The 26,557-nt window shown below is 37.7% G+C and carries 28 protein-coding genes, 1 pseudogene and 1 riboswitch; of the genes and pseudogenes, 26 read left to right on the top strand and 3 right to left on the bottom strand.

Features of this window, described 5'->3' with window-relative positions; genetic code table 11:
- Positions 1–282: 282 nt before the first annotated feature.
- A riboswitch (TPP riboswitch) is annotated at positions 283–371 on the top strand.
- 61 nt (positions 372–432) lie between these two features.
- The 7 genes and pseudogenes from thiS (at position 433) to moeB (ending at position 6,781) form a co-directional block, all read left to right on the top strand.
- Positions 433–636: a sulfur carrier protein ThiS gene (gene thiS / locus AC0IWE_RS18785; protein ID WP_471794279.1), complete on the top strand. Its 204-nt coding sequence runs from the start codon at positions 433–435 to the stop codon at positions 634–636.
- An 83-nt stretch (positions 637–719) separates the two neighbouring features.
- A complete protein-coding gene (gene thiC, locus AC0IWE_RS18780) occupies positions 720–2,603 on the top strand; it encodes a phosphomethylpyrimidine synthase ThiC (protein ID WP_471794278.1) in 1,884 nt (627 codons plus the stop codon).
- Between the two features lie 6 nt (positions 2,604–2,609).
- Positions 2,610–3,212 carry a thiamine phosphate synthase gene (locus tag AC0IWE_RS18775; protein ID WP_471794277.1) on the top strand — a complete coding sequence of 201 codons (603 nt, stop codon included), beginning with the start codon at positions 2,610–2,612 and terminating at the stop codon, positions 3,210–3,212.
- Between the two features lie 11 nt (positions 3,213–3,223).
- Entirely contained in the window at positions 3,224–3,859 is a 636-nt protein-coding gene (locus tag AC0IWE_RS18770) for a thiamine phosphate synthase (protein ID WP_471794276.1), read from the top strand.
- A gap of 10 nt (positions 3,860–3,869) precedes the next feature.
- The gene (locus tag AC0IWE_RS18765) at positions 3,870–4,634 is read left to right on the top strand and encodes a thiazole synthase (protein ID WP_471794275.1); all 765 of its coding nucleotides are present in this window, start codon (positions 3,870–3,872) and stop codon (positions 4,632–4,634) included.
- Positions 4,627–5,750: pseudogene (gene thiH / locus AC0IWE_RS18760) on the top strand (2-iminoacetate synthase ThiH). Before AC0IWE_RS18765 ends, thiH begins: the two are co-directional and overlap by 8 nt.
- Positions 5,744–6,781 (top strand): molybdopterin-synthase adenylyltransferase MoeB, encoded by a 1,038-nt coding sequence (gene moeB, locus AC0IWE_RS18755; RefSeq protein ID WP_471794274.1) that lies wholly within the window; start codon positions 5,744–5,746, stop codon positions 6,779–6,781. The pseudogene thiH and the gene moeB overlap by 7 nt, the downstream one beginning before the upstream one ends.
- A 60-nt stretch (positions 6,782–6,841) precedes the next feature.
- Here moeB and AC0IWE_RS18750 read toward each other — a convergent pair whose 3' ends face one another.
- Positions 6,842–7,867: a hypothetical protein gene (locus AC0IWE_RS18750; protein WP_471794273.1), complete on the bottom strand. Its 1,026-nt coding sequence runs from the start codon at positions 7,865–7,867 to the stop codon at positions 6,842–6,844.
- On the bottom strand, positions 7,864–8,166 hold the full coding sequence (locus AC0IWE_RS18745) for a hypothetical protein (RefSeq protein ID WP_471794272.1): 303 nt from the start codon (positions 8,164–8,166) through the stop codon (positions 7,864–7,866). Before AC0IWE_RS18745 ends, AC0IWE_RS18750 begins: the two co-directional genes overlap by 4 nt.
- A gap of 316 nt (positions 8,167–8,482) precedes the next feature.
- On the opposite strand from AC0IWE_RS18745, the gene AC0IWE_RS18740 reads away from it, so the two are divergent.
- Positions 8,483–9,034 carry a hypothetical protein gene (locus AC0IWE_RS18740; protein ID WP_471794271.1) on the top strand — a complete coding sequence of 184 codons (552 nt, stop codon included), beginning with the start codon at positions 8,483–8,485 and terminating at the stop codon, positions 9,032–9,034.
- A gap of 78 nt (positions 9,035–9,112) precedes the next feature.
- On the opposite strand, the gene AC0IWE_RS18735 is transcribed toward AC0IWE_RS18740, so the two are convergent.
- Positions 9,113–10,375 (bottom strand): hypothetical protein, encoded by a 1,263-nt coding sequence (locus AC0IWE_RS18735; RefSeq protein WP_471794270.1) that lies wholly within the window; start codon positions 10,373–10,375, stop codon positions 9,113–9,115.
- Between the two features lie 378 nt (positions 10,376–10,753).
- Here AC0IWE_RS18735 and AC0IWE_RS18730 point away from each other — a divergent pair, with 378 nt between their 5' ends.
- From AC0IWE_RS18730 to AC0IWE_RS18645, 18 genes are all read left to right on the top strand, one after another.
- Positions 10,754–10,960, top strand: coding sequence for a hypothetical protein (locus AC0IWE_RS18730; RefSeq protein WP_471794269.1), 207 nt, complete (start codon positions 10,754–10,756; stop codon positions 10,958–10,960).
- 63 nt (positions 10,961–11,023) lie between these two features.
- Complete coding sequence (locus AC0IWE_RS18725; RefSeq protein ID WP_471794268.1) at positions 11,024–12,694, top strand: tetratricopeptide repeat-containing sensor histidine kinase; 1,671 nt, start codon at positions 11,024–11,026, stop codon at positions 12,692–12,694.
- Positions 12,695–12,708: 14 nt separating this feature from the next.
- Complete coding sequence (locus AC0IWE_RS18720) at positions 12,709–13,374, top strand: response regulator (RefSeq protein ID WP_471794267.1); 666 nt, start codon at positions 12,709–12,711, stop codon at positions 13,372–13,374.
- Between the two features lie 243 nt (positions 13,375–13,617).
- Complete coding sequence (locus AC0IWE_RS18715) at positions 13,618–14,160, top strand: type I restriction endonuclease (RefSeq protein WP_471794266.1); 543 nt, start codon at positions 13,618–13,620, stop codon at positions 14,158–14,160.
- A 21-nt stretch (positions 14,161–14,181) separates the two neighbouring features.
- Complete coding sequence (locus AC0IWE_RS18710) at positions 14,182–14,682, top strand: hypothetical protein (protein WP_471794265.1); 501 nt, start codon at positions 14,182–14,184, stop codon at positions 14,680–14,682.
- A 262-nt stretch (positions 14,683–14,944) separates the two neighbouring features.
- Positions 14,945–15,283, top strand: coding sequence for a hypothetical protein (locus AC0IWE_RS18705; protein ID WP_471794264.1), 339 nt, complete (start codon positions 14,945–14,947; stop codon positions 15,281–15,283).
- A 160-nt stretch (positions 15,284–15,443) separates the two neighbouring features.
- A complete protein-coding gene (locus AC0IWE_RS18700) occupies positions 15,444–15,827 on the top strand; it encodes a DUF6232 family protein (protein ID WP_471794263.1) in 384 nt (127 codons plus the stop codon).
- A 39-nt stretch (positions 15,828–15,866) separates the two neighbouring features.
- Positions 15,867–16,247, top strand: coding sequence for a DUF6804 family protein (locus AC0IWE_RS18695; protein ID WP_471794262.1), 381 nt, complete (start codon positions 15,867–15,869; stop codon positions 16,245–16,247).
- 36 nt (positions 16,248–16,283) lie between these two features.
- Positions 16,284–17,615, top strand: a complete 1,332-nt coding sequence (locus tag AC0IWE_RS18690; protein ID WP_471794261.1) for a hypothetical protein — start codon at positions 16,284–16,286, stop codon at positions 17,613–17,615.
- A 33-nt stretch (positions 17,616–17,648) separates the two neighbouring features.
- Positions 17,649–18,479: a hypothetical protein gene (locus AC0IWE_RS18685; protein WP_471794260.1), complete on the top strand. Its 831-nt coding sequence runs from the start codon at positions 17,649–17,651 to the stop codon at positions 18,477–18,479.
- A gap of 261 nt (positions 18,480–18,740) precedes the next feature.
- Complete coding sequence (locus AC0IWE_RS18680) at positions 18,741–19,271, top strand: thermonuclease family protein (protein WP_471794259.1); 531 nt, start codon at positions 18,741–18,743, stop codon at positions 19,269–19,271.
- Between the two features lie 375 nt (positions 19,272–19,646).
- Entirely contained in the window at positions 19,647–20,501 is an 855-nt protein-coding gene (locus AC0IWE_RS18675) for a UDP-2,3-diacylglucosamine diphosphatase (protein WP_471794258.1), read from the top strand.
- A 20-nt stretch (positions 20,502–20,521) separates the two neighbouring features.
- Positions 20,522–21,511, top strand: a complete 990-nt coding sequence (locus AC0IWE_RS18670) for a glycosyltransferase family protein (RefSeq protein ID WP_471794257.1) — start codon at positions 20,522–20,524, stop codon at positions 21,509–21,511.
- Between the two features lie 57 nt (positions 21,512–21,568).
- Positions 21,569–22,549, top strand: coding sequence for a DUF6427 family protein (locus AC0IWE_RS18665; RefSeq protein WP_055902616.1), 981 nt, complete (start codon positions 21,569–21,571; stop codon positions 22,547–22,549).
- Between the two features lie 154 nt (positions 22,550–22,703).
- Positions 22,704–23,438, top strand: a complete 735-nt coding sequence (locus tag AC0IWE_RS18660) for a type III pantothenate kinase (RefSeq protein ID WP_055902615.1) — start codon at positions 22,704–22,706, stop codon at positions 23,436–23,438.
- A 1-nt stretch (position 23,439) separates the two neighbouring features.
- Positions 23,440–24,732 carry an OmpP1/FadL family transporter gene (locus tag AC0IWE_RS18655; protein ID WP_471794256.1) on the top strand — a complete coding sequence of 431 codons (1,293 nt, stop codon included), beginning with the start codon at positions 23,440–23,442 and terminating at the stop codon, positions 24,730–24,732.
- Complete coding sequence (locus AC0IWE_RS18650) at positions 24,732–25,304, top strand: hypothetical protein (protein WP_055902609.1); 573 nt, start codon at positions 24,732–24,734, stop codon at positions 25,302–25,304. Before AC0IWE_RS18655 ends, AC0IWE_RS18650 begins: the two co-directional genes overlap by 1 nt.
- Before the next feature lie 160 nt (positions 25,305–25,464).
- Entirely contained in the window at positions 25,465–26,556 is a 1,092-nt protein-coding gene (locus AC0IWE_RS18645) for a peptidylprolyl isomerase (protein WP_471794255.1), read from the top strand.
- Position 26,557 lies beyond the last annotated feature (1 nt).

The raw sequence follows: 26,557 nt of genomic DNA, 5'->3' as shown, positions 1-26,557 counted from the left end.
AAGATTGGGAATGAAAATTAGTGTTTTAATCACCACGATTGTCACCTTAACGCAGTTAGGGATCTTTTCTGTACATTACGCTAATTGGAAAAGATCCTTCGTAAACAGTTATTGACAGACTCCGGTAAAGGGGGCGTCATCAGATAGCTATCGGATGATAATATTTTCAGGAGATTTGTTTCCTTAAAATTTTTGTGCCATCTCTATATTAGTCGTCATATCATATAGATTTTATCTATACCATTTTTTATTTGCTTTAGAAATTTAATCCTATATATTTACAAAAAACTTTAGGGGTGCCTACGTGCTGAGAAATACCCTTTGAACCTGATGCAGTTAGTACTGCCGAAGGGAAAAGTGAAAGCAATACCATTGCTGTCTTTTCGATCCCCAATACGGGGCAATCTCTATAGTTTTTCCAAATTTTTTATTATGGAAGTAACTATAAACAATCAGAATCATTCGCTAAAGGAAACCTGTTCCATCGAACAGCTATTTGCTACTGTTCTACTTTTAGAAACCAACGGACTTGCCATTGCGGTAAATCAAAACATCATTCCCAAATCGGGCTGGGCTGGCCATCTGTTAAGTCATGGCGATCAGATTATACTCATAAAAGCCACGCAAGGGGGGTAAAAGAACGACTGAATGTATGATTTTCAATTCATTCTTTACATCTCTTATATCCCCATTCAATCATTCAATATTCAAACTACCACATGAAACAAGAAAAAACACCAAACCAGGAAGTCATTAGCCGCAGTCCTTTTCCGGCATCACGAAAAATCTTTGTTCCCGGAAAAATTCACAATATACAGGTAGCCATGCGGGAGATCAGTTTAACAGAAACAAAAATCCACAACGGTTTTGGCCTAACCGAACCTAATCCACCGGTAACCGTTTATGATACCAGCGGCCCATATACCGATGCTAATGCAATTATTGATGTTAAAAAAGGGTTGCCGCGCTTAAGGGAGCAGTGGATTAAAAACAGGCTTGATGTGGAAGAACTTCCGGTGCTTTCTTCTTTTTATGGGCAGCAGCGTTTGGCTGATGAGAAGCTTGATTCGCTGCGGTTTAACTTCACCAACAAGCCTTATAAAGCGCAAGCAGGTGCCAATGTATCGCAAATGCATTATGCTAAAAAAGGCATTATAACGGCCGAAATGGAGTACATTGCCATCAGGGAAAATCAGCAGATTGATCTATTGAACGAACAACTTGGCAGCCAGCACGAGGTAATGAACCACCAGCACCAGGGCAATAGCTTTGGCGCCAATACACCGAAAGGATACATCACCCCCGAATTTGTAAGAGCAGAGGTAGCTGCCGGACGGGCAGTGATTCCTTGCAACATCAATCACCCGGAGCTTGAGCCGATGATTATCGGGCGAAATTTCCTGGTAAAAATCAATGCCAATATTGGCAATTCTGCCGTTACCTCAACTATTGAAGAAGAAGTAGAAAAGGCAGTTTGGGCCTGCCGTTGGGGTGCCGATACAATTATGGACCTTTCAACAGGAAAAAATATTCACGAAACCCGTGAATGGATTATCCGCAACTCTCCGGTACCCATCGGCACCGTTCCGATTTACCAGGCCTTAGAAAAAGTAAATGGAAAAGCAGAAGATTTAACCTGGGAAATTTTCCGCGATACCCTTATTGAGCAGGCTGAACAAGGCGTAGATTATTTTACCATTCATGCTGGCGTATTGCTCCGTTATGTGCCATTAACCGCCAAACGAATTACCGGTATTGTTTCTCGTGGCGGATCCATTATGGCCAAATGGTGTTTGGCACATCATAAGGAGAATTTCCTATACACCCATTTTGAAGAGATTTGCGAGATCATGAAGGCATACGATGTTGCATTTTCGTTAGGGGATGGCTTAAGGCCAGGCTGTATTGCCGATGCAAATGATGCCGCACAGTTTTCAGAACTCGAAACACTCGGCGAACTCACCAAAATTGCCTGGAAACACGATGTGCAGACCATTATTGAAGGCCCGGGCCACGTGCCTATGCACCTGATTAAAGCCAATATGGAAAAGCAGCTTGAGCACTGTTCTGAAGCTCCATTTTACACCTTGGGTCCGTTAACCACTGATATTGCGCCCGGTTATGATCATATTACCTCGGCCATAGGGGCTGCCATGATCGGTTGGTTCGGTACGGCCATGCTTTGTTATGTAACCCCTAAGGAGCATTTGGGTTTGCCGAATAAAAAAGATGTAAAAGATGGTGTAATTACTTATAAAATTGCTGCCCACGCGGCCGATTTAGCCAAAGGCCATCCTGGTGCGCAATACCGCGACAATGCCTTAAGCAAAGCCAGGTTCGAATTCAGATGGGAAGACCAGTTTAACTTATCACTCGATCCTGATACCGCAAAAGAATTCCATGATGAAACACTGCCTGCTGAGGGTGCAAAAATTGCACATTTCTGCTCCATGTGCGGCCCAAATTTCTGCTCTATGAAAATTACGCAGGATGTACGCGAATATGCTGCAAAACAAGGTGTTGAGGCAGAAGATGCTTTAGCCAAAGGGATGCAGGAAAAATCAAAGGAATTTACAGAAAAAGGCAGCGAAATTTATTCTTAAGCCATTATGGAACTGATTGTAATTGCTAAACCAACAGTTTTTAAGGAAGAAAGCCTTCTGCTAAACCAACTTTTTGAAGCAGGTTTAGCGGTTTTTCACTTGCGGAAAGAAAATGCTGATGAAGCTGCCTATCGGGATATTATTGAGGGGATTTTACCCGAATACCATCCGCAGATTGCCTTAAACCATTACCATACACTGGCCAAAGATTACAACATTAACAGAATTCACCATACCGAAAGTTTCAGAAAAAACAGTGGTGAACAGGAATTGCCTCAAAACTTCATATTCAGTACTTCTATCCATCAATTATCAGCTATTGGTGCCATCCAGCAATATAATTACAGCTTTTTCGGACCAGTATTTAACAGCATTTCCAAGCCGGGTTATCAAAGTGTTATCCCATCAGGTTTTCAATTGGAAAAGAAGACCGGTCAACCTAAAATCATTGCCCTTGGAGGCATTGGCATAAAGGAAATCGGCGTGGTAAAGGAAATGAATTTTGATGGGGTTGCCCTACTCGGTTCCATTTGGAATAACCTTTCGGAGACGTTAAATACTTTCAAGAAAGCACAGCTCGAATGTCAAACCTACACTCAAAATCTTTAAAAAACGTGAACATGATTCAGCCATTACAATATATCTCACAAGCCCCTCAAACTGGAACCCATATAGATGCCATTGAGCAGGTGCTTAAGGCTGGCGGCAAATGGATTCAGCTCCGCATTAAAAACAGTTCGGAAACTGAGATTCTCCCTTTTGCCAAAGCTGCGCAGGCATTATGCGAAAGTTATGGAGCCAAACTTATTATAAATGATTATCCTCACCTGGCCAAAGCGGTGGGCAGTTCTGGTGTGCACCTTGGTCTGCAGGATATGCCCATTCTGGAAGCGCGGAAGATTATCAATCCGGAACAGATTATCGGTGGTACGGCCAACACATTCGAGCATATACAGCAAAGGGTAGCCGAAGGGGCAGATTATATTGGTTTAGGTCCATTCCGTTTTACCCGTACTAAAAAAAATCTGAGTCCGATTGTAGGTTTGGCCGGTTACCGGAGATTGATGGAAAAAGTTCGTCAAGCTAACATAAAAACGCCAATTGTGGCCATTGGAGGTATTGAGGCGGTAGATATTCCGGCAATTCTAGAAACCGGAATTTACGGAATTGCAATATCGGCGGCACTTACCAACCAGATTCAAACCTCGGTTGTGCTAGAGGAAATAAACGGCAAATTTAACATCCATTCGCATTAAAATTACAGATATGTTAACAATAGCAGATCAAACATTTAGCTCCAGGCTCTTTACCGGAACCGGAAAATTCAGTTCGGCAAGGATGATGGAAAGTGCATTAATCGCTTCGGCTTCCGAACTGGTTACCGTTGCGCTTAAACGTGTAGATTTAAAAGGAAAAGATGATGATATCCTCCATCACCTTAAACATCCGCATATCAATTTATTACCCAATACCTCTGGTGTGCGCAATGCGAAAGAAGCTGTTTTTGCAGCTCAACTCGCGCGCGAGGCCCTGGAGACCAATTGGATTAAGCTGGAAATTCATCCCGATCCGAAATACCTGATGCCCGACCCGATTGAAACGCTAAAAGCGACTGAAGAACTGGTTAAATTGGGTTTCGTGGTACTTCCATACATTCATGCAGACCCTGTTTTGTGTAAGCGTTTAGAAGATGTAGGTACCGCTGCTGTAATGCCGCTCGGATCGCCCATTGGTAGCAATAAAGGTTTAAAAACCATTGATTTTTTAGAAATAATTATTAGCCAGAGCAGGGTACCTGTTATTATTGATGCTGGTATAGGCGCACCATCTGATGCCGCAAAAGCCATGGAGATTGGCGCCGATGCGGTGTTGGTAAATACCGCAATTGCCATCGCTAAAAACCCAACTGCTATGGCTACCGCATTTAAACTGGCTGTAGAAGCAGGTAGAATGGCCTTTGAAGCTAAACTGGGAGGCCAGCAACAATATGCAGCCGCAAGCAGTCCACTAACCGCATTTCTTGATGAATAGCTTTAACAACATATTCGAATCCTATAATTGGGACGATACCAAGGCCAGTATATATGATAAAACTGCAGCCGATGTAGAAAGGGCATTGAGCAATTCGCAACGCAGTTTGGATGATTTTAAAGCCTTGATCTCGCCTGCTGCAATGCCTTATTTAGAGGATATGGCACAGATTAGTCAAAGGCTGACCTTGGATCGCTTTGGGAGGGTAATTCAAATGTACATTCCGCTTTATCTTTCCAATGAGTGCAATAACATTTGTACTTACTGTGGGTTTAGCTACGATAATAAAGTGAGGCGAAGAACCCTGAACCCTATGGAAATTATGCAGGAAGTAGCGGTAATTAAGGGCATGGGTTATGAGCATGTTTTGCTGGTTACAGGCGAAGCCAACCAAAGTGTGCATACCGATTATTTTAAAAAAGTTTTGGATCTGATCAGTCCTCATTTTGCCCATATCTCTATGGAAGTACAACCCCTGGACACTGAAGATTACGAAACGCTGATTCCACATGGCCTGAATACCGTTCTGGTTTACCAGGAAACTTACCACCAGGACGATTACCGCAAACACCACCCTAAAGGAAAAAAATCCAATTTCTTATACCGTTTGGAAACACCTGATCGATTGGGGCAGGCTGGCATCCATAAAATGGGGCTGGGTGTACTCATCGGACTGGAAGACTGGCGGACTGATTCTTTTTTTACGGCCCTACACCTATCCTATCTTGAAAAACAGTATTGGCAAAGTAAATTTAGCATCTCATTCCCCGGCTGCGGCCTTTTAGCGGTGGTTTAGAACCTAAGGTGGTAATGAACGATAAGGAATTGGTACAGTTGATTTGCGCTTACCGCTTATTCAATAGCGAAGTAGAACTCTCAATCTCCACCCGGGAAACAATGGCTTTCAGAAACCAGGTAATTAAGCTGGGCATTACCGCCATTAGCGCAGGTTCTAAAACCAATCCAGGAGGATATGAAGTAGAGCCACAATCGTTAGAGCAGTTCGAAATATCTGATGAACGCTCCGCGCAGGAAATTGCAGCCATGATCAGAAAGCATGGTTATGAACCAATCTGGAAAGATTGGGATATGAGTTTAATTAACAAAAAATGCTGATAAAGGAAGAATTAAGCCGTTACAGCCGGCAAATAATCTTGCCAGAATTGGGTTTGGCCGGGCAGGAAAAGCTTAAAGCGGCAAGCGTGCTGGTAATTGGTGCCGGCGGATTGGGCTGCCCGGTTTTGCAATACCTGGCTGCGGCTGGAGTGGGCGAAATTGGCATTGTGGATGATGATATGGTGGAATTGAGTAATCTGCACCGACAGATTTTATATAACCATACCGACATTGGCCAGCCAAAGGCAAAGGTGGCGGTTCAAAAACTTACATTACTTAATCCGCATATTAAGCTTAGGGCTTATGCTGAACGTTTTAATGATGAATGTGCCATAAACATTTGCAGGGATTATGAGTTGGTGATTGATTGTTCTGATAATTTTAGCACCCGTTACCTGGTAAATGATACCTGCGTAAGCTTGGATAAAACACTCATATTTGGGTCGATATTACAGTTTGAAGGGCAAATTGCTGTGTTTAACCACTTTGGAAGTGTTAATTATAGAAATCTTTATCCTGCTCCACCAACCGAAAATATCAACTGTGTGGAGGGTGGTGTAATTGGCCTGCTGCCAGGTATTGTTGGTTTATACATGGCCAACGAAGCATTAAAGTTAATCACCGGCATCGGAGAAACCCTATCTGGAAAGCTGATGACTATTGATGCGCTGAATAATTCTGTTATGGTATTTAACATCGCATCAGAAAAGCGAGCAGAAACCAGTGAAATTAACGTTTTGAAAAAGAGCGATTCGATAAAAGAAATCGACAAAATAACGTTGAACAATTGGGTCGAAACAAATTCAAAAGAAATCGTATTGATTGATGTGCGCGAGGAGTACGAACATGAAGATTACAATATCGGGGGCATCAACATTCCATTATATGAACTTGAAAATTCAATTGAAACCATTCCAAAAAGTAAAACAATTGTTTGCTATTGCCAAACCGGACAAAGGAGTAAAATGGCTGCGCAAATATTGAATAAAAATTACACAGGTGAGGTCTACAGCCTTAAAAATGGAATCTGATTTTTGAGTTTAAAGCTACTGTATCGTTAATTTAAGATACAATCGCCAGAAATATGCTTACTAAAAATCAATTGAGAAACCCCCGCCAAGTACAAAACCTTTATCGAAATTTGGCGGAAGCTCACCTGCTGTATATTTCACAGCCACCTTGGTTTTCGTGCCCGGCCCAAGGTTAATTTTTAAAAGTTTTTCAATCCTGATCATATAAAAATAATTCCAGTCTTTACCTGCATTTTTCAGCAATAAATTACGGTCAAGGTCATAATATGAGTCAAATAAAAAGGCAATGCGTTCGTTTCCTGAAAATATTCCTGTTTCCCATTCTGCTTTTAGGTTCAGCCTGTTCATAAATTTAGCGTCATCAAGTAAAGGCGCAAGGCTGGTTTTGTTTGCTCCGGTTACATAATCATAGCCTACTGATAAATCCAACTGCCTTGGATTGTTGTTTTTAGCTGCCCGAAGTAAACCAAAAGGAAAATCGAGGATTGCGCTGAGGTAAGAAGTAGAAACAGAAAGCTGCGGACCAAATGCAAAGTCGTAGTTTCTGAAATCCTGTGTGGTTTCGTGTTTGGCATGCAAATTAAACGAAATCCATAAAGGTGAAGCCACCTGTGCCGCTAAATTTCTCGCTTCATTAACAAGTGGATCTTTGCCCGGAGGTAATTCCGGATCATCTTCCGCTGAGAGATCAATAGGAGTCCGCGGGCCGAGTTCTTTCCCTTTTACGTGAAAAAGGGGTTGCCCTTCCAATTTAATTTCGGAGATTAAGCTGCTGTTTTTATTTTTATCTTCAGCTACGGTTACAAAACCCCTGCTCCCTAGTGATAGATTTAATTTATTGATTTTAGCCGGATCATGACCGAGTAGATTCCGATCTAGTTGAAACTGATAATCAATCCCAAATGAGCCTTTTTCAGGATCAATAAATTTCAGATCAACCTTTAATCCATATTTATCAAAAACTTTAAACGAACTTGATTCTTCCACAATGCTTTTTTTTGCTGTGGTATCGGCATTTTCATTTACCTGTGCAACTGCCAAACTTCCAAAGCCAAGGCAGGCAATCATTAGTAAGGCCTTTTTCATTTCTCTTCCACTTTGTTTTCTGTTTCAGTTTTATCGCCCGGAAAAATAGCTTTATCCGCCCAGGTATTGATCATCGATTCGTTGGTTTGCGCATCATTATCTAGGTCTACCAGGATATCATCAAGGCCAAGTGTAACACTATAATGATCTAAAATTTTATTAAAATTATTGGCAAACCTGATTTTTGATCTTTTTATAGCATCAGGGTTTATTCCCCAATTCATGTCTTTAACCTTTGCCGCTAAAAATTCATCCCAGGCGTCAAATGGATTTACATCATCAAGCGGATTGTCTGACACTCCGAAATAAGTGCGTTTGATAAAACGCCTTTTTTTTCAATTAATTCTGATTGGTTCATGGCTTTGTTAGGGTTTAATTCAAGATGATAAGAACGTAATTAAAAGAAGGCTGTATAAGAGAACTAAATTTACATATTATGTAGTTGAAGATCAAGCCCAAATGATTATAATTATCGCATTTAGAATTACGCTGATTTGTGTTAATTTTTTGTTTATTATCAAATACAAGAGCGGTTTTTATGCTTACAACTCAAAAACTCGGCTCAATCTTTGCTCCTACCGAAATTTAAATTTTATAAGGAAACCCATTTAGATTATGAACAAATTACAAGCACTATCCCAAAAATCTGGATTTGCGATTTTAATCCTCTTCACGCTTTTTTTCTCGGCTTGCTCCGAAACCCCTGAACGTTTTTTCGACATTGCCATTTTGAACACCAACATGATCAACGATTTTGCCAGTGCCGATCTTGCCCGTCATATTAACGACGAAACCAAAGAATATCCCGATATTCCATCCAGTAAAAAGAAAGGCAACGAAGCCGTTACCAGTCTGAACAACAAAATATTATACCTTGAACAATCCCTGGAAAAAGTGAAAAAACTTTCAGCATCGGGAGATGAAGAAAAGGAAATTAAAAATCTTTCGCAGCAATTGTATGAAATGGTGATCCCTGTTTATAAAAACGAATACATGGCTTTTGCTAAACTCTGCGACAGTAAGGGCAGCGAAACGGCGAAAGATGAAATGATTAAGAGCATCGACCAGAAATATGGTGTCCAATTTGAACAAAATTTTAATGCACTGATGGAAAAAGGTAAAGTGTATGCACAAAAACACAATATCCAGGTAAACTGGGGCCAATAAAATAAGATGGTTTAACTCAGGTGAAAATATCTGGGTTAAACCATTACTTAGCTTTATTTATAACACTTATTCCTTTTTCTAAACCGGTTGTTGTACGAGTTCAGCTTCAGTAAAATCTTCAACAGCATCCATCTTTTTTCCTTTTATAGGCTCTTTAACTTCTTTCTTAAATGTGCTTGCCCAGTAACCACAAAGGCCTAAAAAAAAAGCAGTACCTAAAAACCATTTTAAACGGTTAAGCAAATACCTGTCATAAGAAGAATATTTTATTATTTGAGATGAAAGGGGTTTTAGTCTTCTGATTGTATCGGGAGGATATACGCCTGGAGCGGTAAAATATTCATGCGCCTTTCCATAACCTTTATACCACACTTTACCCATGGAATATTTTGTCAATGTATCAGGTAAAGTAATCTTTCTTTGTTGCTGTAAGAGTTTAAGATCTAACGGGATAATCGTAACTCCCGCCTTTTGTTCGCCTTCTTTAACGGGTTCGTAATGATCGCCATCCCAATACATAAATTTCTCATCTGAATTGGGTTTTCTAACGCTTGTAACCATACGCTCCCAGGCCATAAAAATTGTGCTGGTGATTGTGAGTGCTAATATGCAGGTAATAATGATTTGGGGGGGTGAGAAACGGCGGATATAGGTTGATTTAGTAGTCTCCACCTTGGAAGTTTTTACTTTCCCATTATCTTCATCATTAATTTTGATTGGAATAATTATCACTGGCGGTACATTTGGCTTATCTGCAGGATCTTCTTTATTTTGGTTTTCTATATTCCCAATTTTTTCTGTAGTATCTGGATCTTTTAAAGATTCTTTTAACTCAGTTTCTAATTTCCCAGTCTTTTCAGATTCATTAATTGTGTTATCTTCTATAATGTAAGAAATACCTTTCTCATTACTAGCGCTATTTCCTTCGGACGATTGGATAGGGAGAGTTTCATTCAAGTCGCCAACTAAATTTTTTAGCTCACGGAGATTTTTGTAATATGATCCACTAGGTCTTGGGTTAAAATCTATTAGCCAAGCCAAAAGATCACTATTTCTTTCATCAGTTGTATCTGTTTTACCCTTAATATGTTTCCATAACGCCTTAAAATAATCTGATTTAACCTCAGATATTACCTTACGGAAGTCGCACTTCATCTTATCAACATTAAAAAATACTGAAAGAATGTCTGCATCGGCTACATTGTACCTACTGTCATAAACCTTTAAGCAGGCATTTTTTAGTGATGCTGTTGTTTCTTTGGATAGGATGGTGTGGAGTTCCCCATTATCTCTCATCTTTTTATAGGTAGACAATACTAATTCTGGGTATTCGTCATTCATTTTTTTTAAAATTTAGCGTAAAAATAGAACGGAATTCTCCGGAATTTTTACGGTTTTCCGGAATTCGATAGGAATTTAATAAGAATTCTTGGAATCTTCGGAATTATCTGAAAACTAGCGATTTGAAGCTTGGATATTTGTCCCAACAATTAATTCAAGCAACGATTCAAACAATAATCTTCGCAAAGAATCAACTGTTAAAAACGAGTAGAAATCGCGGTAGTTATTAGCCGGTTTGGGAAGCAGTTACTAACTCCCGCGAAGACACTCAACACTTCCCAAAAATTTCAGAAGGCCTTCTGATTTACAGCTTGTAGCAACCCCCACGCATGGGGCGTGGGGAACTACGTGTACATCACTTTTTAAATTTTTAAAGAAATGTTTATTCCATTATTTATTGCAATCCTATTAGGATTAGCTACTCCGTACAATACAAATCAGTCTGCTTCTTGTGGCGGAACAACAACTGTAAACACTGCTGATGCCGATCCTGGTGATACGAATCCAGATGATCCAAATAACCCAGGAGACACCCCTCCGGGCGACGATACAGGTGGTGATACAGGTAATAATCCTCCACGATAGGAATAGAAATACGGGCAATTGCCCGTATTTTTTTTTAAATTAGAGGAATAAATAAAAATTGAATTGAAAAACTATTTTGCGCCTCTCCTTTTCCTATTGCTAATATCTTGCAATAAGAATAAATCCATAAACATCAACAATAGTAGTAATCCTTACTATGAGAAAGCTTGGTCTTTCTCAGATCACAACATCCCTGATAGTAGTTTTATTTATTTCAATAAAGCAAAGGAAGAATTTTTAAGTAACGATGATAGTATTGGTATAGCCAAAAGCTTAATTAATATGGCTATCATCAGCGGAGATCAAAATGATTATTTTGGTAGTCAAGAAATATCATTATCTGCAATTAAATATCTCAATGTTGAATCGGAACAACAGAAGGAGATATTATCTTCCAACTATAATAATCTAGGCAAAGTAGCACATCATTTAAAAAAATACCAGGAAGCAGATCAATTCTATCTTAAGTCCATCAAGCTAGCAGGTAAAGAGAAATCAAGAATTATCTATATTGGGAACCTTGCAATCAATTTATCGGATCAAAAAAGATATAGTGAGGCAATGGCCTATTTTGAAACCATCGTAAATAACAAAATTACTATAACCGATAGCACTTTATTCCCCCGGGTATTAACTAACATTTCTTTGACTAAATGGCGTCAAAATCCCAATTATAATCCTGTGCCAATTTTTCTAAAAGCATTAGATATTCGCGTAAAAAAGAACGATCAATGGGGACAAAATTCAAGTTTCGCCCATCTTGCTGATTTTTACATACAGAAAAAACCAGATTCAGCTTTGTTTTATGCTAATAAAATGTTTAGTGTAGCTAAAAAGATAAAAAGTGAAGACGATCAAATAGAAGCCTTACAGAAACTCATTAAACTTAGTTCAGCCCAGAAAGCGAAGTATTTTTTCGGTGTATATGAGAAACTAAATGACAGTGTACAAAATGCACGTGCTGCTGCCAAGAATCAATTTGCAGTTATCCGCTATGATTCAGAAAAAAATAAGGCCGATTTGCTAAAATCGCAGGCAGAAAACTCACAGAAGCAAAATAACATCCTCAGGTTATACATTATTTTAGTTGTATTGGCCGCATTTTTAATCTTCGGCTATTTCCTTTACTTAAAACGGAAAAAAAGCCTGCAACAGGAGAAGGAAATCGAAGTAAAAAGAACGGAGCTTAAATATGTTAAAAAAATTCACGATCGTGTGGCCAATCGGGTATACCAGGTAATGTCGGAAGTGGAAAATACTAATGAAATAGATAAAAACGACCTCGCTGATAAGCTGGATGTGATTTATAAAATATCCAGAGATCTTTCTTACGATAATAAAGATAATAGTCACGAAGAAAGTTTTTCTGTTGAGTTATCAAAAATGTTATATGCCTATGCCTCTGAGAAAATCAACATCGTTTTGGGAGGTAATGCTGAAAAACTTTGGGAAGGAATTAATGATGATACCAAAACAGAGGTATTTTGCATTTTGCAGGAACTGATGACCAATATGAAAAAACATAGCGGTGCAGATATGGTTGGAATAGATTTTAAGCGTGAAAATGGCCTTGTAAAGGTAATGTATGTGGATAATGGAAAAGGAATGGAGGTTTTAACATTTAAAAATGGTTTGAGGAATACGGAAACCCGTATAGAAAGTATTTCGGGCCATATTACTTTTGACACCAAGCCCGATGAAGGGCTTTGTGTTGAATTTTCATTTCCAATCTAATTAAAAATATAAATATGTTCAAAAACGTACTCATCGCCGAAGACCATGAAATAGTGAGTAAATCACTTCGTAGTGCACTTACCGATCTTGGGATTACCATAACTGATAAAGATTATGTATTTTATTGTGATGATGCATTTACACGCGTACAAAAAGCACTTCGAGATCGCGATCCTTATGAATTAATCATTACCGATCTTTCTTTTGATGAAGATTATCCAAAACAAAAAATATCGGGAGGTAGAGAACTGATAAAAGCATTAAAGGAAATTCAGCCCGACTTAAAAATTCTGGTATTCTCTATAGAAAACAGAGCTTTGATAGCCAATACACTTTTTAAGGAATATGATATAGATGCTTTTGTACCTAAGGCACGCCACGATGCGAAAGACCTTAAACTGGCTTTAGAAAGTGTTTATAAAAATAAAAAATACCATTCGCCCAACCTGAGGCAAAAAGAAGAATACCTGCACGATTTTACCCCTTACGACAAAACAATTGTTTCACTCATTTTAGATGGCAAAACCCAAAAAGAAATGGCTGGCATTTTAAAGGAAAAAAAAATGGAACCATCTGGTTTAAGCAGTATCGAAAAAAGGATAAGTTATATTAAAACTGCGCTGAATATTTCCAATAACGGGCAACTCATCGCTTATTGTATCGCAAATAAGGTAATTTAATAATCTTAATTCCCTTAACTGCTTAATGGTCTAAAAAATATAAAATTGATGATCAGGCTGGTTTAGCTTAAATCTGTGTGCAACGATTGGCAACGCTTTCTTCCGGCTTATTTAAAATGATAATGCGGACAAAACTTTCTATAAGCGATATCAAATAAACCAATGCACCCCTCTACGGTTTCCCGTAAAAATAAACCAAGCTCGCGTTCTACATTTGTTCAACAACCAAAAAACTCAGGCAACATGGATCTTAAACTAAAGTTAGAACAACTTCATCAGCGGGTAGTGGGTTTAAAAGACCAGATTAATACCGAGGAAGCAACAAAAAATGCATTTGTGATGCCTTTTATTCAAATTCTTGGCTATGATATTTTTAATCGAACCGAAGTGATTCCCGAACATATTTGTGATATCGGAACCAAAAAAGGTGAAAAGGTAGATTATGTGATCCGCAAAAACAACGAACCGATTCTTATTTTCGAATGCAAACATTGGAAAGAAAGTGCAGATGCACATAACTCTCAACTTCACCGTTATTACCATGTTTCGAAAGCACGTTTTGGCGTACTTACCAATGGTACGGTTTATAACTTTTATGCCGACCTGGAAAAGCCAAATATCATGGATGAAAAACCTTTTCTCACCATCGATATAGAAGATTTGAAAGACAATGCCATTAAAATTCTCGAAAGTTTTACTAAAAATGAATACAATTTAGAAACCATCCTAGATTCTGCCGAAGGATTAAAATACATTAAGGCCATTAGAAAGGAATTTGAAAAGTAGATTGATAGCCCTTCTGATGAAATGGTGAAGTTATTGGTTAACCGGTTTTTTGATAAGCCCCTTACCGCTAACCGCATGATCGCTTTTAAAGAATATACTAAAAAAGCCCTTGCCATTTCCATCAACGAATCCATTAGCGACCGTTTAAAATCAGCGCTGAATATCAATGAGAAAATTGAAAAAAAGGAAGATGATAAAGTGATTTCCATTATTGAAGATCCCGATGCATCTAAAATTGTAACCACTGAGGAAGAATTAGAAGCTTTCCAGATTGTAAAGGCCATTTTACGCGAGAAAATCCCTTCGGTTCGAATTGCTGCACGCGATACCCAATCTTATTTCGGAGTGCTTTTAGATGACAATAACCGGAAGCCGATTTGTAGATTCCACTTTAATACCGCTAATAAATACATAGAAACTTTTCACAACGGTAAAGATGCCGGAGAGAAAAAACAATTATTCAATTTGGATGAGCTATACAATTACCGTGTTCAGCTGCATCAAACCATAGATCTTTATTAATTAACGTTTCATTCTCAAAAGTGCAGAGGTTGCTCCATCGTTTGTATTGGTGGCAAACAGGGCAACCTCTCATTTTCAATACCATTTTTTTTGATCTTGTATAGCTTGATATTATAACCGAAAATACGCTACAGCAATGATTTTTATGTTAAGCCTTCCTTATACATCCAATCTTTCATAAATAAATCATCTACCCTAAATAAAATAACCCGAATGGGGTTTGCCGTAAGGAATCCGTTTTTTGCCTAAATACCTTAGCGCAATGAAACATTTAGGTACGTTACTTTTATTAACATTCGCTTTTGGCATTGCCCGTGCACAGAAACAAAAAATAATAACTTATCAGTTAATGGAACCTGGTTTTAATACCAACACCATTACAGGAACGATAAGCGAAATTTATACAACCAAACGTTACGGCAAAACATTTTGGTGGGTACGTATCGGTGCCGACACCATTTTACATGTGTGGCCGAGGTACCTCGATACCGCAACCATGAAACCTGGTATATCCCGTTCTTTTAAATCAATAAAACGCCTTGATAATAACTGGTGGATAAAAGAAAAATCTGAGAATTATATAAAGCCTAAAAATGAATAGTGTATTAAATATGCTCAGTTGATTGATTTTTATCTATTTGATAATGAGAGTGTTTTGTTTTTTGAGTGAGTTGAAAATAATTTTTTGTGTTACGGTTTCCCGTAATGTATAGCCTTGTTACTTGTCTACTTTTGGATAATAAACAACTAATAAACTACATATGGAAGCACAATTACAAAGCGAAGTAACATTTTACCAAGATATAAATGTTACGGTTACTTGCCAATCCAGGTATGTTACCAACTCAAAAACTTATGCAATGAGGAACATATCTTCTGTTCATATTTTAGAAATCATAAAAAGTAAAACTTTACCTGCTATTATGATCGTAATAGGCATGCTAATGTTACTTTCCAGTGAAGCAAGAATCATGGGCTTTATTATTCTAAGTATTGGTATTCTTATTTTAATTCTTATTAAAAATGAATTTACTGTTAGAATCAGTACGAATTCAGGAGAAGTGAACAGTATTGTTTCAAAAGATCGATTATATGTTCAGAAAATTGTAAACGCACTTAATGATGCCATTGTATTCAGGGGTTAGCGCATCCAGTTTACGATAAATACATTCTAATTCTCGATTATGAAAGTTTTTCTTATTGTTTGTGCTCTCTGTTGTTTTGCAGCAATATTGAAGTTGCCTATCGAATATTACACTTTTTTAAGAACCATAGTCTCACTTGGAGCAGTGTTACACATTTACAGCTGGATAAATCAAAAGAACTATTCGTTAGCTATTGTTTTTATTCTAGTCCTTATTCTTTTTAATCCTTTTTTCCCCATTTACCTGCACCGGAAAAGCATTTGGATTCCACTTGATGTAATTACAGGTTTACTTTTTTTACTGTTTGCTTTTTATAATAAAAAAGCACCCGCAAAAATAGAAGAAAAAACTGTTGAGTTACCACCTACTCAAAAAACATACGCTAAAGACCGCATCGTTTCTGTAAAGCGGGAAGTATAACTATAAAATAATGATTCAAACTCAAAACTAAATGTTATGATTGCTCAAATAGAAGAATTTTTTAACCCCAAAACAGCCGATGTGCCACAAGATGAAGATGTGGAGATCAAAACACCTGTTACCGAACAAGCAGCGGAGGTAAGAAAAAGAACTTACCATGAAGCAGGCTTTAGAGATGGATCTCGAAACAGTGGGAGTCCACTGGCTCTTTCGATATGTTTGAATGCTATTTATGCGAAGTTTCAAAATGAAGAAAAAGAACTTGTAGAAAAACAACAACTAGCCAAAGAACCTTACATCAATGAGCAAAGAAGCAAGGAAACTGAAATCAAGACACTTTCCATCAGCGAAGAAAGCAAAAAACAGCAGATTACTCAGGTAGAAAGCAATATTCGAAAGGTAAAAGATGATATCGAAGAGTTAAAATTCGAAATTAACGAACTGGCCCGAGATCCAGAAAAATACCAAATCAGTGCATCGAAGGGAGCTTCAGCTAAATTTTATATTGGTTTAATCATTCTCATGCCCTTAAGTTTATATTTATTTACCTTTTATATCTCCACCTCATACTCCGCTTTTTTTAAAATATTGGATGCGAATAGTATCACAGTTGTTATGAATATTTTAGATGCAAAAGCCTTTGAAAAAGCCTGGCGTGATGGATTATTAGAAGGTGTATTTGTAACCTTTATTCCTTTTGTATTTCTTGGTTTGGGTTATTTAATCCACATGTTTGGAGAGGCTAAAAGCAAATGGAATTATTTAAAGATCGGATTACTTTTCATTACCACTTTCGTTTTTGATGCCATCCTGGCTTATCAGATAGAGGAAAAGATATATAAGTTGAATAAAAACTTTGAGTCTGAGGAATTTAATGTTTCTCTTGCTATAACTAAAATAGAGTTCTGGGGAATCATCTTTGCAGGTTTTGTTGTATACCTAATTTGGGGTGTGGTATTCGATTTTATTATGAAAGAGCACCGTGAGAAAGATAAAATTAAACACGAACAGCAACGCAGAAAAAAAGATATTCAGATTCACCAGGATCGTATTGCGGATATCGAAATTCAAAAAGAAAAACTGATAGAAGAACTCAGCAGCATCAAGAAGCTTTCTGTTGAAGCGCAAGGACGCATTGTTACACTACAAAGGATCATTGATGCTGTAATTATACCTACCAAAGAATATGTACTATATGCCTCGGAGTATGTGCAGGGATGGATCACATTTGTTAATGAACAACTTCGCATTTCACAACGTGAAAAATTTGATCTTCAAAATGAATGCAGGGCCTGTTATGATGAAAACCTTAAAAATGTAGGTGCAAGTGAAGATTCCCAAAATTCCGTTTATATGTCAACTTTATAAAACTAGCATGAAAAAAAAATACTAAGCCTGTTAATGATCTTTTTGATCACTTGTATCTGCTCGAAAGGGACTAAAGCCCAGCAAAATCAAAACCTGAATATCAGTTTTTTACTTGATTTATCAGATCGGATTGACCCTAAAAAGAATCCTGGTATTTATCAACGCGATCTTCAATATATCAAATCTGTAGAAAAGCTTTTTGTTAAACACATAAAAAGAAAGAAGATGCTTCTTTTAAAGGATCAAATGCAGGTGTTTTTTAATCCTCTACCTGAAATACAAGATATTGAGTTGTTAAGTCAACAATTAAAGGTTGATTTTAATCCTAAATCCAGTAAAAATGATTTTTTAAATCTAGATAAAGTTTATAACGACAAACCTGTAAAAATTTATCAGTATGCTATTAAAGATGGTAATTATATTGGCTCCGACATCTGGAGATTCTTCAAAAACAATGTTCAGCAATATTGTATAAAACCAGATCATAGGAATATTTTAGTGATACTAACCGATGGTTACATGTACCATAAAAACAGTAAAATAGTCATAAAAGGTAAAAGTTCTTTCATCACTCCAGAATTTCTAGCTCAAAAAAAGCTAAATACCGCAGATTACCTAGCCGTTATGAAGAAAAGTAACTTGGGCTTTATCTCTTTTCCTTACAATTTAAAAGAACTAGAAATTATGGTATTGGGTATTAATCCATCTATCCAAAGTCCTTATGAAGAGGATGTGATAAAACAATACTGGTCCGACTGGTTCAAAGCCATGAAAGTGAAAAGATTTGAATTACGAACAACAGACTTAGCATCTAGCGTTGAAGCAGTAATTAGTAATTTTATGCAAGTAAGCCAGAAGCCTTAATCTTTACATTTAATCATATTCACTATATAAATAGATCATCAATTGTTGAACTTTTTACCAATCCCTAAACATGAAAACCCTCTCCCTAATCTTATTTTTCATTACCAACAATGCTTGCAAAGAAACCACAACTGTATACCTATGCAATAGCCCGGGTGCAAAAAAATATCATTATACCTCTAATTGTCGCGGTTTAAGCAATTGCACCTATAGAATTGTAAAGGTGGATATAGAAAAAGCCAAAAAGGACGGAAAAACATTATGCGGTTGGGAAAAGGGAAATTAAGTGTTCTCTTTTTGCTGCTAACCCTGCAAAGCTGTTTCATTCAACCTGGTGGAAGCAAACCGAGAAATTACAGCAACCTTGTTTTTACCGCAAAAGTAATTCGCATTTTAGATGGCGATACGATGGAAGTATTGTACCAGAACCAACCTTTAAAAATACGTTTGGCCCATATCGATTGTCCGGAAAAAAGAGGTAAGCAGCCTTTTGGTAATCAGGCTAAAAAAGCACTGTCCGATTTATGTTTCGGGCAAATGGTAAACGTACAAGGCCAGAAATACGACCGTTATGGAAGGTTAATTGCCGTTGTCATTAATCGTAAAAAGCAAGTGGTAAATCAGGAAATGATTAAACAGGGAATGGCCTGGCATTTTAAAAAATATTCAAGTGATTCACTGTACGCGCAACTGGAAATCACAGCCAGAAAAAACAAAATCGGCCTCTGGCAAGAGCAAAATGCAATTGCACCGTGGGCATGGCGCGAATCGAAACATAGCCTTTCAAAATAGAACTCTTTATCTTCTTATTTATTCAAGCGCAATAGTCTTTGATGAGAAGAATGTCCGATTTATAAAAATAGCATAAACAAAAAATTAGGCATCATTTAACCATTCTAAGTCATTTTAACAGACTTTAACCCTGAGAATAATAATTTAACAATGTCGTAACATTTGTTTGATATCCAGTGTCTTACATTTGTAATGTAAAATCAGGTAATATGTTAGAGTCATTCTTTGCCGTGTGTTTGTTAATTGTTGTACTTTATTTCTTTAGCCCCTTTGAGGTAAAACTTGATGAGGAAGAAGAGTGGTAACACCTTTACTTTATCTCTAAACTGACCCAACGAGCGGTAATAAAATTCTTCCCCCTAAAATTTCCCGTTTATGGATAAAAGAAACGTAGATGTAGTCGTAATTTCCGATGTACATTTGGGCACTTATGGCTGCCATGCAAAAGAGCTTTTAAAATATTTGAAAAGCATTAAACCTAAAATATTAATCTTAAATGGGGATATCATCGATATCTGGCAATTCAGCAAAAGTTACTGGCCCGAATCGCACATGAAAGTCATCCGTAAATTGATGAAATTTGTTTCAGAAGGCGTTCAGGTTCATTATTTAACAGGAAACCATGATGAAATGCTGCGCAAATTCGACGGCATGGAAATGGGAACTTTCCACCTTCAGAATAAATTAATTTTAGAGTTAGATGGTAAAAGGGCCTGGTTTTTCCACGGTGATGTTTTTGATGTAACCATGCAACATTCTAAATGGCTCGCCAAACTCGGGGCGGTTGGCTATGATACTCTAATCCTGATCAATAGCTTTGTAAATTGGGTGCTTACCGCATTTGGCAGGGAAAAAATGAGCTTTTCGAAAAAAATAAAAGCCAGGTTTAAAGATGCTGTTAAATTCATTAATAGTTTTGAACAAACTGCAGCAGAACTGGCCATTGAAAAAGGATATCAATATGTAGTTTGTGGGCACATCCACCAGGCAGAACAGCGCGAAATTGCTACTGAAGGTGGAAAAGTTACTTATTTGAACAGCGGCGATTGGGTTGAAAGTTTAACTGCTTTGGAATATGATAACAAAACCTGGACCGTATTTAAGTATGAACATCAACACTTTACAAAAGATGAACTGGATGAAGGATTGCTCTCTGATGCTGAAGATTTAAAAAGTAAACTGGATATAAATATTCTTTTACAGAATATAAAATATGAAATTGCCCAATAATTTTAGATATTCGGGCATAAATGAAAATACTTTACGCAATACAGGGAACAGGTAATGGCCATATCAGCAGGGCGAGGGAAATTATTCCTTTGTTACAGCAATATGGCGAACTGGATATTTTAGTAAGCGGAACACAGGCCGATGTAAAACTCAGTCAGCCCGTAAAATATCAATTGCACGGTTTCAGCTTTATATTTGGGAAAAAAGGCGGCGTAGATCATTTCAAAACCTGGCTGAACATGAATCTTTTCCGTTTCAGGAAAGACATGAAGCAGCTTCAGCTTAAAGATTACAACCTAATTGTAAACGATTTTGAACCCGTAAGTGCCTGGGCCTGTAAGCTGCAAGGTATAGAATGCGTATCATTGAGCCATCAAGCTGCATTTAAATCAAAAAAAGTACCCAGGCCGAGAACTTTGGATTGGGGAAAGCTTATTTTGAGCCGTTATGCTCCTACAAAATACCACATTGGCTTTCACTTCGACCGCTACGATACATTTATTCATACCCCGGTAATCAGGGCGGAGATCCGCAACATGGAAAGCCAAAATCTAGGTCATTATACGGTGTACCTTCCTGCTATTGATGATAAACGCCTCGTGAAGCTTTTTATGCAAATTCCCGACATTAAGTGGGAAATTTTCTCAAAACACAGCAAAGAATCCTACCAGGAGGGAAATGTTTTTGTGGCACCCGTTAACAACGAAAAATTTAATAAAAGTTTAGCCACCTGTGAAGGATTGTTTACAGGCGGTGGGTTTGAAGGACCCGCAGAAGCACTTTATTTAAAGAAAAAGCTACTTGTTGCCCCAATGCGTTTCCAGTTTGAACAGCAATGTAATGCTTACGCCCTAAAACAGTTTGGTTTGCCTGTAATTTGGGGAAGTACGAGAAACTGGCTTCCTATTATTAAAAATTGGGTGGAAAATCCTCAGCAGCACGAATTTCATTTTCCTGATGAAACCGCGCAGATTATTGATGATATGGTGAAGAAGTATGCCCGGCCTTAGTCTTTCTGCTGCTACTCTTAAATTATTTTCTTTACTTTGCCTACTCTTTAAAAAGGCATGATTAATCAGTTTAGAAAGCTAAGTCCAATTAACCTCTTGTTGCTGCTGGTTTACACATTTTTTATGCGTATGGCCATTTTTTATGAGATTCCTGCGCAATTAAACTTCGATTTCTTGGAGCCATTTGCAAGGCTTTTGATTAATATAGATTTAGATAATGCCTTTAATCCGTCCACCAATATTTTTATTGCTGCGGTGCTGGTATTTATTCAGGCTTTAATTTTTAACAGGATAGTAAATAACCACAATTTACTTGCTAAACCCAGTTTCTTACCGGGACTGATGTTTGTTACGGGAACAAGTTTATTTATGCCTTTTATGATCCTCTCTCCGGCATTGATCTGTAATTTTTTGCTGATCTGGATTATTGATAAATTTTTAAAGCTGGGTAAAAGTGCCAACTCCATCACCACCGTTTTCGATATCGGGATGATCATCGCGGTAGGCACACTGATTTACTTCCCTTTTATGGCCATGCTGCTGATGATCTTTTTGGCTTTGCTGCTGTTTAGGTCTTTTAACTGGCGGGAGTGGTTGGCCGGGTTGATCGGATTTATAACCGTATTCTTTTTTCTGGCGGTATTTTACTACTGGAACGATAATTTAAGTTCGTTTTACCAGATCTGGAAACCGCTGGGCAATAAATTCCCTTCTGTTTTTAAAATTAATTACAACGATTATTTGGTGCTCATCCCGGTAGCGATAATTATCATACTCGCATCACTTCAGCTGCGCGAAAATTTCTTCAGGAGTTTTATCAGCACCCGTAAAAGTTTTCAGCTGTTGTTTTTCATGTTTATTGTATCGGCGGTCAGTTTTTACCTCAAACCTGATTTCAGAACGTGGCATTTCCTGCTATGTGTACCACCCGGATCGGTACTGTTGGCCTACTATTTCAGTAATGCTAAAAAACGTTGGTTTTACGAAACATTGTTCCTTTTATTTGTGCTTTCGGTGCAGTATTTTCTATTTGTTTAACCTTTTTTAACAAATAACTAGAACGAAACTTGACAAAGATTAATAGCTTTGTGCATGATTTTAGAATTAAAGCTTTTTTAGTTTTAATCGGATTGATAAAAATGGAGTCATTGGAATTTCTAAACAACATATTATTTGCGGAGGGAGATTATAGATGCGTAGGCTAAGCATTGATATTGGAAATTCTTCGGCAAAGGTTGCTGTTTTTGCAAAAAAAGAGATTGTTCATCACCAGCGTTTCAATAAACTTGGGATACTTGATCTGGCTCAATTGATTGAAAAATTTGCACCGGCCAAATCAATCATCAGCAGTGTTAACCAGGAAGTTGGTCCGCTGGAAGTATTTTTAAAAAAGCATACCGATTATATCCGCTTTTCAACCATGTTGACTAACGGAGTGCAAAACAGGTATAAAACACCCGTTACTTTAGGATTGGATAGATGGGCAGCAATTTTGGGTGCAAACGGATTGTATCCTGCAAGTGCAAGTTTGGTTGTAGATGCCGGCACCTGTATTACTTATGATGCTTTAAGCGGATCAAAAGAATATTTTGGCGGCAGCATAAGCCCTGGTATAAATATGCGTTTTAAGGCTGTGCATGAGTTTACCGGCCGTTTGCCATTGGTAGAGTGGGATGCAAAAGAGGATATAGTAGAAGGGACTGACACATTATCGGCAATTAAAAACGGTGTTTTGCAAGGTATAATAAATGAAATTGAAGGCTTTATTGCCTTAAATAATAAGAAAGAAAGTGCCCTGAAGGTAATTATAACGGGTGGTGATGCTAATTTTTTGTATAAGCAATTACAAAACAGCATCTTTGCCCCTCAAATTATAAAAGATCCCTACCTGGTGTTAAAAGGATTAAATGAAGCTATTGCAGATTAAAATGTACAGAAGAATAAATTATATTGCAGCCATACTCGTTCTAGTTTGTGGTTTTGGTGCTCAGGCACAGGTTACCACATCATCACCATATTCAAGATATGGACTTGGAAATATAAAAGGATCTTTGTTGCCACAGTTTAGGGCAATGGGTGGAATTTCTACTGCCGTGAGTAAAGTAACAGGTTTCAATAACATCAATATGCAAAACCCTGCATCGTATGCTGGTATTTCGTTAACAACGATAGATATTGGTATGAGTGCAAGTGTAACCAGCTTATCACGCAATAACTTAAAAGAATCGAGCTTTAACTCTACATTTAGCCATTTGGCATTTGCTGCTCCGGTTACCAGAAGATCAGCTTTGAGTTTTGGTATTTTGCCTTACTCTGATTTGGGCTATAATTATAGGAATACGGTTAAAGTTGATACCACAACATTGGATCAATTATATGAAGGTGAAGGTGGCTTATCAAAAGCTTATTTGGGTTATGGTTACCGCTTTGGCGACCATTTAAGAATTGGTGGTAACCTGGAATATATTTTCGGTAACCTTCAAACCAGCCGTGCTACTGAATTTAATAGTGCCGGTTCTTACAATGCTAAACTTCAGACTAAAAATAGTGTTGGCGGTTTAAATTATTCATATGGTATCCAATACGATTTTAATGTAGGCAAGAAAACCATCGTTACTTTAGGATACTCTGGAAGTACTTCAGGAAAAGTAAATTCTACGCTAACCTCTTACGCTACGCTATATACAAGAGATGTGGATGGTAATGAAAGTACCGCAGCAGACACGCTAAACACAGTGGATAATGGAAAATCTAACCTTACTTTACCTTTAACACATAATTTTGGTATTGCCATTCAACAAAATGATAAATGGTTAATCGGTGCAGATTTTAGAATGAGTAAATGGTCTAAAACTAGCATAAATAATGTAAACCAAGGCTTGCAAGACAGCTGGGGTGCATCTTTAGGTGGCCAATGGACGCCTGATGCTTTTTCTTATAACAGTTACATGAAACGAGTTGATTACCGTTTAGGTGTAAGTTATGATAAAACTTATATTCAGATCAATAATCAAGACATTAAGCAAATGGGCGCATCTTTAGGTTTTGGTTTCCCACTGCCTACTGCAAGCGGTGGTACTGCATTTTATAAAATTAACTTCACAACTGAGGTTGGCCAAAGAGGCACACTCAACAACAATCTTGTTAAAGAACAGTACATCAATTTCCACCTTGGCTTTACTTTAAACGATACCTGGTTTCGTAAGTACCGTGTAGACTAATGAACTGTAGAACATTTTTATATGGTCTGTTTCTGGTGTTGCCATTGTTTTTGGCATCTTGTGGAGACGACGATCTAAAAAATGCAAATTCAGTTTCTGCAAATAAGGTAACCTTAACCAGAGACCGTACCATTGGTGTAGATATTGTTTACAGCGATTCGGCCAGATTAAAGGCCAAAGGTACAGCTCCGATATTGGATAAGGTTACGCCATCTAACGGCAGCTCTTATCAGGAAATGATCAAAGGCGTAAATATTGATTTTTACAACCCGAACGGAACCATTGATGGAAACCTGGTTTGCGATTATGCCATTAGGAAGGATACTGAACTTAAAACTGAATTCAGGAAAAATGTAGTGGTAAAAAACAGTAAAGGTGATACTTTTTCTTCTCAGGAACTGATCTGGGATGAATCCAAGAAGTTCTTTTATTCAAATCAAAGGGTGTATGTTAGGGGGGCGGATGGTAGCGTGGGAGAAGGAATTAACTTTAAAGCCCCGCAGGATTTTAGCACTTATGAAATGGATAGTGGAAACGGAGAACTGAACATGAAAGAAGGCGTGGCCCCTTAACCTATTTATTCATTAATACGGTCATTCTATCAGGAAAAAGAGGCTTCTATTTACTTAAAAATTAAACACTTGATAAATAAAATTTTGTGTTTTCTTTTTTAAGGCAAATTTGTATCTTGCGCCCTCTTAAAAAAGAACTAAATAAATTTATAATTACAATATGGGATTAATGACATTTTTGCGTAACCGTGCGGGCTATATCCTGGTCTTTGCTATAGGTTTTGCAATTGTTGCATTTTTAGTAGGTGATGCAATTAACGTGGGTAAACCTTTTTGGTCGGCAAATCAAAAGGTAGTAGGTTCTATTGATGGTAACGATATCAATATTGATGAGTTCGGACCAAAAGTTGATCAAGGTGTAAACCAGATGAAACAACAATATGGCGGTAGTGCAAATGCACAGATGACTGCCATGGCTGTAGACCAGGCCTGGAATGCAGAATTGGCTAAAGTTTTATTAACCAAAGAATATGACCGTTTGGGTTTAACGGTATCGGAAGATGAACTTGTGGATTTATTACAAGGCCAGAACCCTAGCCCGCTTATCAAACAATATTTCTCTAACCCTCAAACCGGGCAGTTGGATCGTGTAACACTGATGAACTTTCTTAAATCGAAAGAAGCTCAAGCTATACAACAATCCAATATGTTGCAGGAAGAAATTAAAAACCAGGCGTTACAAACCAAATACTCTAACCTGATCCGTAATTCGGTTTATGTAACTTCATTAGAGGCTACTGATGAATATAACAACCGCAACAAACTGGCTAACTTTAAATATGTAAGTTTAGATTATGCATCTATACCTGATAAATCGGTTAAAGTAACGGATGCAGATTATAGCGAATATTATGATCAGAATAAAGCGCGTTTCAACAATCCACAAGAAACCCGTGCTTTCGAATATGTTACTTTTAGTATCAGTCCGAACAAAGCAGATTCATTAGCCATTAAAACTCAGGTTGATAAAATTGCTGCTGATTTCCAGGTGGCTAAAAACGATTCACTTTTCGCTGCAATCAATTCAGACGTTAAGGTTCCGTTTACTTATATTACTAAAGGTAAATTAGATCCAGCTGTCGATTCAGCGGTGTTTGCTTTACCTGCCGGAAGTTTTTATGGTCCTAAATTAACAGGTAACTCATATAAAATCATCAAAGTTGTTTCTACACGCATCTCTCCTGATTCGGTAAAAGCAAGCCATATCTTAATCGATCCGGCTAAAGTTGGTGGTGAAGATAGAGGCAGTTAAA

The organism is Pedobacter sp. AC402 (assembly GCF_979252805.1).
This window is presented reverse-complemented; position numbering and strand designations above follow the sequence as displayed.